This is a genomic window from Flavobacterium sp. K77, assembly GCF_021608205.1.
GTDB lineage: Bacteria > Bacteroidota > Bacteroidia > Flavobacteriales > Flavobacteriaceae > Flavobacterium > Flavobacterium turcicum.
The window spans coordinates 1-10,519 of record NZ_JAKIHO010000014.1; the positions used below are offsets into that span (position 1 = coordinate 1).

12 protein-coding genes are annotated in these 10,519 nt (G+C 31.4%); all 12 read left to right on the forward strand.

The window, feature by feature from the left end:
* Positions 1-766, forward strand: a 766-nt coding sequence (locus L1S34_RS14425) for a DUF2625 domain-containing protein (protein ID WP_370637659.1), incomplete at its 5' end; no start/stop codon positions are given.
* A gap of 167 nt (positions 767-933) precedes the next feature.
* The gene (locus L1S34_RS14430; protein ID WP_236364748.1) at positions 934-1,470 is read left to right on the forward strand and encodes a DUF2199 domain-containing protein; all 537 of its coding nucleotides are present in this window, start codon (positions 934-936) and stop codon (positions 1,468-1,470) included.
* Positions 1,471-1,619: 149 nt separating this feature from the next.
* Positions 1,620-2,309 (forward strand): hypothetical protein, encoded by a 690-nt coding sequence (locus L1S34_RS14435; protein WP_236364750.1) that lies wholly within the window; start codon positions 1,620-1,622, stop codon positions 2,307-2,309.
* A gap of 4 nt (positions 2,310-2,313) precedes the next feature.
* Positions 2,314-2,817 (forward strand): endonuclease V, encoded by a 504-nt coding sequence (locus L1S34_RS14440; protein WP_236364752.1) that lies wholly within the window; start codon positions 2,314-2,316, stop codon positions 2,815-2,817.
* Between the two features lie 193 nt (positions 2,818-3,010).
* Positions 3,011-3,457 carry a hypothetical protein gene (locus L1S34_RS14445; RefSeq protein WP_236364754.1) on the forward strand — a complete coding sequence of 149 codons (447 nt, stop codon included), beginning with the start codon at positions 3,011-3,013 and terminating at the stop codon, positions 3,455-3,457.
* A 654-nt stretch (positions 3,458-4,111) separates the two neighbouring features.
* Complete coding sequence (locus L1S34_RS14450) at positions 4,112-4,516, forward strand: hypothetical protein (RefSeq protein ID WP_236364756.1); 405 nt, start codon at positions 4,112-4,114, stop codon at positions 4,514-4,516.
* Positions 4,517-5,101: 585 nt separating this feature from the next.
* On the forward strand, positions 5,102-5,506 hold the full coding sequence (locus tag L1S34_RS14455; protein WP_166125157.1) for a hypothetical protein: 405 nt from the start codon (positions 5,102-5,104) through the stop codon (positions 5,504-5,506).
* Between the two features lie 1,416 nt (positions 5,507-6,922).
* Positions 6,923-7,561, forward strand: a complete 639-nt coding sequence (locus tag L1S34_RS14460; RefSeq protein WP_236364758.1) for a DKNYY domain-containing protein — start codon at positions 6,923-6,925, stop codon at positions 7,559-7,561.
* Between the two features lie 145 nt (positions 7,562-7,706).
* Complete coding sequence (locus tag L1S34_RS14465; protein WP_236364760.1) at positions 7,707-8,141, forward strand: hypothetical protein; 435 nt, start codon at positions 7,707-7,709, stop codon at positions 8,139-8,141.
* 146 nt (positions 8,142-8,287) lie between these two features.
* Positions 8,288-9,193 (forward strand): XAC2610-related protein, encoded by a 906-nt coding sequence (locus L1S34_RS14470; RefSeq protein ID WP_236364762.1) that lies wholly within the window; start codon positions 8,288-8,290, stop codon positions 9,191-9,193.
* A gap of 175 nt (positions 9,194-9,368) precedes the next feature.
* Positions 9,369-9,791, forward strand: coding sequence for a hypothetical protein (locus L1S34_RS14475; RefSeq protein ID WP_236364764.1), 423 nt, complete (start codon positions 9,369-9,371; stop codon positions 9,789-9,791).
* A 163-nt stretch (positions 9,792-9,954) separates the two neighbouring features.
* Positions 9,955-10,395 (forward strand): hypothetical protein, encoded by a 441-nt coding sequence (locus tag L1S34_RS14480; RefSeq protein ID WP_236364765.1) that lies wholly within the window; start codon positions 9,955-9,957, stop codon positions 10,393-10,395.
* The last annotated feature ends 124 nt before the right edge of the window (positions 10,396-10,519 follow it).

Sequence of the window (10,519 nt, forward strand, 5' to 3'; positions counted from 1 at the left end):
TGGCTATTTTAAAACGAAACTGCAAATGAAGAAAATCACATTTATAATTTTAGTAATATGTGCACAAACAATATTTTCTCAGACAAAAATGCGACCAATTGAAGAACTAATAAATGAAACAGATTCTGGTTGGCCATTCGTTACAGAATGGATAAAATCAGCAAAAAATAAAGTTGAAATCTTGTCAGTTGATAAACAAAAAGCAAAGGATGCTTTATATAAAACTCAAGTTACAACACGTTCACCAATGGGTTCAATTATATACGAAACAGGTGGAATTTTAATTGACAATGGTTGGATTAGAATTTTAGGCTCTGGAAATGTCAAATTAAACCGAAGTTTACCTGAATGGAATCTTGGAAAAGGTTTTAAGGAGTTTGGTCAATCAGCTCCATTCCTACTCGTTGCAGACGATGCAATTGGTGGATTCTTTATGCTGAATGGTGGAGCACTTGGAAAAGACTTAGGCAAAATTTATTATTTTGCGCCAGACAGTTTAGAATTTGAGCCACTAAATATAACATATACAGAATTTTTAAATTTTTGTTTTAATAATAATCTAGAAGAGTTTTATAAAGGCTACAGGTGGAAAACTTGGAAAGAAGATGTTGCTAAACTAAATTGCGATAAAGTTTTTAATTTCGTTCCTTATTTATGGACTAAAGAAGGAAAAGACATTGAGAAATCATCAAAAAAAGATATTGAAATTGAAGAGCAGTATAACTTGAATTTAGATTTTAGAAAACAATTAGGAATAGAAAAATAAAAACAGCCACTAACAGCGGTTTCAAGAAATGGCGAGGCACGGGATTTATCAGAAATCGGAAAGGTTATTAATTAAAAGTTTTGTTTATATTTGTGAAGGCTTGGTCTTGGATCATCGCCACTTCTTGAAGCCGCGACACGTTACCCAAAATTAATCGAAACGCAAAAATGTTCTGGAAAAGAAAGAAAAATAACCCAACCAAATTTAAATGTTCTGAATGTGGACAAATCCATTCTGAATGGCCAGCTTTGACATTTAAATCACCAGCGAATTACTATTTCCTTTCCGATTTGGAAAAGTCTGAAATTGGAAAATTGGACTCCGACTTTTGTGAAATACATTATGAAGACCAAATTGACCGTTTTGTAAGGGTAACACTCACTCAAAAAGTTAATGAAGCTTGTGAAACTTTAGAATATGGACTTTGGGTTTCGCTAAGTGAAAAAAACTATTTGGATTATAAAGAGAATTTCAATAATCCAAATCACGAAACTGGTTATTTTGGCTGGTTATGTAGTAATATCGCTGAATATGGAAATACCTCTCAAATTCCTTGTAATGTGATAACAAAAAGAGGAAATGACAGACCTGAAATTTTCCCACACGAAGATTATGAGCACCAATTTGTTAGAGACTATTACAACGGAATTTCAAAAGCTGAAGCTGAAAGTCGAATAAATAAAATGATAAAAAACGTCGGGTAACAGGCGTTTGGCAAGATTGCGAATTTTGTAGTAAATACATGTTTATTTTTCGCAAGAAATTTAATCTTTAACAGAAAATAATCGGTTCCGAAGTTCGCAACCTCGCCAAGCGCCGGAACGTTGGCAGTAATTTTACAACAGAATCGTAAATGGAAGAATTAGAAAAAATATCCAAACTAATTACAGAGCTAAAAGTTATTGTCTCTAAAATTGATTTTGACACAAAAAAAAGTTTAGTTGCAAAAAACAAAAATCTACAAGACATTCTATTTGAGTCAACTAAATTTTATTATAATTTTTCAGATGAAGCTAAATTGTTTGAAAAAAAATTTAATGTTATTCTTTCTGAAAAATTAAAAAGTGTAATTGGAATTTTTAGAACTAAAGGTTATTCTCATTCTGAACTTTTTAATCATAGAATTTCTTATCATCCTATCGAATGTTTCTTCTCATTAGAATTCGTAAAAATTTTGATAAATTTTAGAATATCTAAATCAGATATAGAAGATGGCTATTTTGATCACGAAACTCAAAAATTTAATAAAATTGCAATTGAAGAAGTCTATAATCAAATTCCTCAAAAAGATAACTTATTAATTTATTGCATTTCTTTTGCTGAATGTTGTGGAGGTCGAAATTTATTAATTTTAAACGGTGATGATGAAAATATAGTTGGCTTTGACAATCACGGGGGTGAAAAAGAGTACATTGACAATGGCGAAATATATTCATATACAACCTATTTATTACACGAAAAAAGTCAAACTATTTTTGATATGATTTCTGATGATATAATTATGATTAAAGAAAAAATTGAACCATCTATTAACATATATTAAATTTATGATTTTAGCTTTTGATACATATTATTTTGAACAAAAAGCAAAAACAGTTTGTCTTGAATTTGCTAAATGGAATGAAAGTGAGAACTTCAAAATTTATACTGAAATAATAGATAATGTCGAAGAATATATTCCGGGAGAGTTTTATAAAAGAGAGTTACCTTGCATTATTAGTTTATTGAATCAAATTGATCTTAAAAAGGTTGAAGCAATTATTGTTGATGGTTTTGTTTATTTAGATGATGAAAAGAAATTCGGATTAGGCGGTTATTTGTATGAAAAACTAAATAAAGAAATTCCAATAATCGGTGTTGCAAAAACTAATTTTGCGACAATCGAAAAATATAAAAAGCCTTTATTTAGAGGTGAAAGCAAAAAACCATTATTTATTACAGCTATCGGAATTGAGCTTGAAGATGCTGTACGGAAAATAGAAACTATGGATGGAGAATATAGAATTCCAACTTTACTTAAAGAACTTGACCGCTTAACAAAGGAAAAATAAAAACTACTGCCAACACACGCTACAAGCAATTTGGGTATTTGGCTTAATGGAAAAATTGGTTTGTATTTGGAAGATTTGGCAAAACCGAAGAATGGGCTTCATTTAGTCCCAAACTGCTTGTAGCGCGAGAACGTTGGCAGACAGTTTTAGACACATAAAACCTAATAAGAAACCACAAAAAAAGTAAAAAAATATGTATAAGATTTTAGTTGCGCTAATTATGATGAACTTGTATTCTTGCAAGGAAAAAAAAGAAGTTAACAAGATTGAGAATAATGATTTAGAAAACGCACATATTGGACCTGTTATTCCAGAAATTCAAGTAGTTGCTGATTTATTCAAACCTGAAAGAATGGAGCAAGATGAAATTGAAAATAAAACGGGAAAAAATAATTATAAGTATACTATAACAAATAGTGATTTATTAGATTCTGATTTGAAAAACACTAAAATGTATGCTGAACAAATAGTGGACAATTATTACAATTTTTTAATCAGAATTAATAAACCTTTCAATTATGATAAAATAATCGTGGAAATTAGACATCGAAATGGAAAAATTGATGTTTTTAAATATTCTGAAATTGAAATGAAAGAAATATTAGGTAAAAGAGTTGAAAAGCTAAACAAAAATAAATAATAAACCGATCTGCCAACAGCAGTTTGCAGAAATGGCGGGTTTTGGGCATAATTTAAAGTTGGTTTTGTACTTGCAAAGTCAGTGTTTAACCGAAAGTTTAGGCTTCCTTAATCCGCCACTTCTGCAAGCTGCGAAACGTTATATGCCAATTATCTGCGGCAGAAAACATAAATTCGAAGAACAACACTTCTACTCTACTTTTCGACTTTAACACGTAACGGAATAATTTTGAAAAGCAGAAACTGAAAAGCAGAAACTGAAAAGTAGAAACTGAAAAGTAGAAACTGAAAAGTAGAAACTGAAAAGTAGAAACTGAAAAGTAGAAACTGAAAAGTAGAAACTGAAAAGCAGAAACTGAAAAGCAGAAACTGAAAAGTGAAAATCGAAAAGTGGAATCTGATAAGCAGAAACTGAAAAGCAGAAATTGAAAAGTGAAAACCGAAAAGTGGAATCTAAAAAGTGGAATCTGAAAATTGATTAAGAAAAAAATTTAAGCGGCATATAACAGCCGTCTCAAGCCATTGCGAATTTTCTCCTAAATTGACGTTTTGATTTCGCAAGTTTATTTATCTTAGCCGAAACTAATCGGGTCCGAAGTTCGCAACGGCATGAGGCGGCGGGACGTTGTAAGCAATTTTCAGAACGTATACATAAATGAAAGACATTCAGAAATTATTAAAGCCAATAGTCATAGAATTTCAGACTGAAATACCTGATGCTAATCCTGAAATTTATAATGTAACTTATGATTTGTGGACATTGAAAATCACTTTAGGTTTTGATGATATCAAAAGCCCAATATATGTTATTTTTAAAAATGTCGTTGGATTTAGAGTATTGGACGAAGGAAATCTTTTGGAGTTCTGGGATAAAGATGTCAGAGTTCCTGGTTGGATTTGGAGAGTTGAAAGTGGTGGCTGGTTTGAATTGGAAAAATTACGCGCTGGTTTCTTAGCTCAACATCATGGAGATAGTCACAATGAGTATTTGATAAGTGGAATAAATGATTGCTTGAGTGTAATAGCGGAATCTGAACCGATTATTATGAAAGCTGAGTAAAAAACTGCTTACAACAGGCGTTTGGCAAGATTGCGAATTTTGTAGTAAATTCACGTTTATTTCTCGCAAGAAATTTTATCTTTGATAGAAAATAATCAGTTCCGAAGTTCGCAACCTCGCCAAGCGCCGGAACGTTATAGGGCAGTTGCGAATTTACGCAGACATTAAGAATTAGAAATAAATTAGTCTTCCGCTAGAGTTTTTGAAAGTAGAAACTTGAAAGCGAAACTTGAAAAACAGAATCTGAAAAGCAGAAACTTGAAAGTGGAAACCGAAAAGCGAAACTTGAAAGGCTAAATCTGAAAAGCAGAATCTGAAAAGCAGAATCTGAAAAGCAGAATCTGAAAAACGCAACTTGAAAGTGGAAACCGAAAAGCGAAACTTGTAAGGCAAAATCTGAAAAACAGAAACTTTAAAATATTCAACCGCCCTATAACAGCCGTCTCAAGCCATTACGAATTTTCTCCTAAATTGACGCTTTCGTTTCGCAAGTTTTTTTATCTTAGCCGAAACTGATCGGTCCCGAAGTTCGCAACGGCATGAGGCGGCGGGACGTTGTAAGCAATTTTCAGAACTTATACATAAATGAAAGACATTCAGAAATTATTAAAGCCAATAGTCACAGAATTTCAGACTGAAATACCTGATGCTAATCCTGAAATTTATAATGTAACTTATGATTTGTGGACATTGAAAATCACTTTAGGTTTTGATGATATCAAAAGCCCAATATATGTTATTTTTAAAAATGTCGTTGGATTTAGAGTATTGGACGAAGGAAATCTTTTGGAGTTCTGGGATAAAGATGTCAGAGTTCCTGGTTGGATTTGGAGAGTTGAAAGTGGTGGCTGGTTTGAATTGGAAAAATTACGCGCTGGTTTCTTAGCTCAACATCATGGAGATAGTCACAATGAGTATTTGATAAGTGGAATAAATGATTGCTTGAGTGTAATAGCGGAATCTGAACCGATTATTATGAAAGCTGAGTAAAAAACTGCTTACAACAGGCGTTTGGCAAGATTGCGAATTTTGTAGTAAATTCAAGTTTATTTCTCGCAAGAAATTTTATCTTTGATAGAAAATAATCGGTTCCGAAGTTCGCAACCTCGCCAAGCGCCGGAACGTTGGACGTAATTGGAGCGTACCACTTAGACTACGACGTTTTTTCACAATGAATTTTCGGGATATATTTTTGGGATGTTTGGAAGAATAAAGCATTTAGGCTTCAAGTCTTTCGATTGGGAATCGTAGAAAGTTCACTTTCAATACGTTTGACAACGTACAAGACTTGGCTAAGTTATCGAAAATAAAAGACAAAGTCAAGAATTTATTTTTGCTAACTTAAACATCACCAAAAAAATAGCGCCCCAAAACCCCTATTATTGACTTCGCCTAGCAGGCTTGCTAAGCGCAATAAATAATTGGTTTCATTAAATTTGATTGTAGTGAAAGAAAATATTGGAGTAGTCTATCCAACTCCGTTACTGATCAAAACAGGGATTGTAAATAGACAGTAACTACGCCCAACAACGGTTATGCAAAATGCCTTCCGCTTTTTTTGGATAAAATAGTACAAATTAAAAAATTTGGCTATTTTAGCTAGAATTAGTCTAGCGGTCAAAAGAAGGCACTTCGCATAGCCGCAAACGTTGGCGGTCAGTTGAAGCCGAACTTACGCAGAAAAAAATATGAAGAATCTTGACATTAATCTATATTTATCAATAATATCCTTAATCATAGGATTTGGATATGTGTTTTTTTATATGCTTTCTGGACGAAATCAAAATCCTTTAAATTATAGATATCAAAAAGTACTGAATGATAAAACTCTTTTAAGAAAACACCTAATTTTTAGTTTCTTATTGTCATCAGTTGGAATCTTTAGATACAATAGTTTAACTCTTGAAACCTACCTTTTCTCACCATTAATTTTTATAACTCTACTCATATTTTCGAATACTATCATCCAAAAAAAATATAACAGAAATATACTGATAGAAACTTTTAATAGATATAGTTTCGCCCCGAGAATTAATAAAAAAGCAACATATCTTGATATTTTTTTCGGTCTGTTAATCGCAATACTAAGTTTAGTTGGTCCAATAATTATGAAATCTGACAAATTTGATGAAATAAACAGGGAAAGAAAAAAGTTTAAGTCTTCATCAATTGAAGTCAAACGTACTCACGAGAACTTAAAAGAATATAGTTTTGTAATTGTAAATCCGACTAATAACAACCGAACCGCCAACAGGCGTTTGGCAAGATTGCGAATTTTGTAGTAAATTCACGTTTATTTCTCGCTAGAAATTTTATCTTTGATAGAAAATAATCAGTTCCGAAGTTCGCAACCTCGCCAAGCGCCGGAACGTTAGCGGTAATTCTAAAACAACCGCTTGTAAAAACATGAATCAAATACGATTACAATCAATTAGAATCAAAGTTTTATCTCTAATTTTTCTTATTCTTACAAGTTGTAACGATTTAGGTTATGAAATTGAAAATAACATTGTGTATTACAGGCATTGGAATGAAGGAATGGGCTTTGGAAGTGAAAGATTTCAAATTAGTGGTGCAGACGCTAAAACTTTTAAAACTCTGAAAGCTAAAGATTATGCAATAGATAAAAACTCTGCATATTTTAAGGGAGAGTTAATCCCAGATTCTAATGGACAAACCTTTCAAGTAATAAGTGATTTAAATTATTATTCTAAGGATAAAAACAATGTATATATTGAAGAATGTAAAATAATATCTGCAGACCCAACTACATTTAATATTTTAAAATTTCCTTATTCAAAAGACAATCATAGTATATTTTGTGGAACCCTTCCTATGAAAGTCAAAAATATTGCTGAATTTAAAGTATTAGAAACTAGTTCCATACTAACAATAAAAGCAAGGACTTCTTATTTTAAAACAGAGAATATAGAATATTCATCTTTAGATACCTTAAAATATCCGTGGGTAATTTATGGTAATGGAAAAGGGGAAACAAAAAATGAAAAATTCAAAGGTTTCAAAAACAGTAAGAACTACCGCTAACAGCCGTTTCTCGCAATTGCGAATTTTGTGGTAAGTTCACGTTTACGTTTCGCAATAATTTTTATCTTTAACAGAAAATAATTCGTTCCGAAGTTCGCAACTGACGAGAAGCGGCGGAACGTTAGCAACAATTACCAAACTCGTCATGAGACAAATTATATTTATTCTAATAACTTATATTCTGGTTTCCTGCCAACACAAAGAACGAATTAAAAAATCTTTCGTAAAGTTTGACTTCGAATGTTGGAATCTTGCTGAAAACTTCATTATAAAATATAATGGCGGAGATACAATTTATTTGAAACGAATTTTCCCAGAAAAAGAAAATTTATTTAGCGTTATCAATGAAAGTGAAAAAGAAGATTTGCTTGAAAGTTTAAAAGAATCCGAATTTGATTATTCAAAAGAATATTGGAATAGTTCAGTGGACGATGGACAAACATATAAGTTTAATATAATACATCTCAATAGAAAAAAAGATTCGATTTTAATTCACGAAGGAAAAGGACCGAAAAAATTATATGATTTAGCAGAAAAGTTTAAAAAATTAATCCGTGAAAAGAAATTTAAGAAAAAGTAACTGTTGCTAACAGGCGTTTGGCAAGATTGCGAATTTTGTAGTAAATTCACGTTTATTTCTCGCAAGAAATTTTATCTTTAACAGAAAATAATCAGTTCCGAAGTTCGCAACCTCGCCAAGTGCCGGAACGTTAGCGGTTACCACCTATGAAAACAAAACTAAACATATTAATATTAGGACTAATTACACTGTTTTTTTCGTGTGGACAACCAAACGAAAGGAAAAAAAATGCAGTTAATACAACTAATACTTTGCCAACCAAATTTGACAAAAAAGAAAAAGTGCGGTTAGCAAAAAGAAAAAATATTGAGGAAGTAAACAAAATTGACAGTATAAATCTTGACAAATTTCTACAAAATGCAATAAAAATTGCGGAACAGTTTAAAGACTTAAATAAATTTAAGAAAGAATATGTAGAAACAATGCCTGATAATTCATACCAAGTTGAAGTTAATATTAGTAGTGATTTCTATTTTACTCAAGAGACTCCACATTTAGTAATTAGGCGAAATACACCGAATTCAATTTACATTGATATTTATTCAAAAACGGACAATCAATTTCATATTGTCGTTTCTCACGAAGAATGGGATATGACCTATGTAAACGATACTATTCGTGACATCAACGGAGACGGATTAAAAGATTTTGTGGTTAACTGGTATGGAAGTAGTGGCTGCTGCTTAAAAGCTTTTAGTAACGTCTATTTACTGCGAACAGACAAAAAGACATTTTCTAATAATTTTGAATTTATAAATCCAACTTTCTCTCCAAAAGAAAAAATAATTCGAGGCGTATGTTATGGGCACCCAAGCGATACAGAAATGTATAAGTACAAATGGAACGGAGAGTCAGTCGACACTTTAGAATATATCTCTTATGAAAAAAATAAAAAGGGAGAAAAGACTGGAAAATTAATAGTTTCGAATAGAAAACCATATAAAGATAATTCTAAAATATTGAAACGATTAAAGAATATGCCAAATGAATACAAAAAAATTGAAGGTTATGATTGGTTTACTGGTAAAGGGATACTAAAAGGCAACCGCTAACACACGCTACAAGCAATTTGGGGATTTGGCTTAATGGAAAAATTGGTTTGTATTTGGAAGATTTGGCAAATCCGAAAATAGGGCTTAATTTAGTCCCAAACTGCTTGTAGCGCGGGGATGTTGTATGCTATTTTACGAGAACGAAACTCGTAAAAAGAAAATCAAAAACCAATAAATGATAAAAAACTTAATCGTAATATTCTTTTTTTTCTTTCAATTATCCCAATCACAATCTATTGGAAATGATTGGGGAAATTTTTACTGTGAAAATTGGAACGTAAAAATTGAATCGAACAAAACTTCCTTTTTGGGCAAAGTGATTGAATACAAAGTTTCATTTTACAATCTAAAGGAAAACTCCAGAGAAGTAAATTACTACGTATATAAAAAGTCTGATATTGACATGGAATTTAACAAAGAAGCCGAAAAATATTTAATGATGCAATCTTGTTTGTTCGAAAGAGGAGAATTCAATTTTAACTCATTTTACCTAAATGGATATTACTATTTTTTAGTGCCTTGTCATTGTGACACCAAAAAGAATAAAGAATGTGAAAATTTGGCGCAAAAAATTGAAAAACATATAATTGAAAAATAAAAACAGCATACAACAGGCGTTTGGCAAGATTGCGAATTTTGTAATAAATTCACGTTTATTTCTCGCAAGAAATTTTATCTTTGATAGAAAATAATCGGTTCCGTATTTCGCAACCTCGCCAAGCGCCGGAACGTTGTAGGCAATTATAAAAAACTATGTGTAAATGAAATTCTGGATTTTATCACTTTTTATTTCATTCCAATTATTTTCTCAAACTAGAGAAGAATGTATTGAGATAACTGAAAATTATGGTCTAAATTATACTAAACCTGAATTTTCAAATGATTATGTTGAGAAAGTACTCAACCCAACTTTAACTAAAATTCAAAATATAGTTTGTGAGAAAAAGGATAGTGAACTTCTTGAAAAATTTTTGGAAATGATTATGAAGTCTTCTGGCTCAGCAAATGAATATCCTGCTGATATTTTGGGTAATATTTTTATCTGTAATCAGGAAATTGTAGAAAATCAACTAAAAGGAAAATATAAAAACAAATTAATTTTTGACTATTTAGAATTAGGATTTTTAAACATAACTATGCACTGGCCTTTTGATGACAAGCATGCTCAATTACAGAAACGAATGTATCAGTTGATAAAATAACTGCCTACAACAGCGGTTTGGCGCAATAGCTAAATTTTCAATAAAAATCACGTTCGATTTTCCGCTGAAAATCTTATATTAGCAAGAAATAATCGTTACACGAAGCCGCTACTGCGCCAAGCCG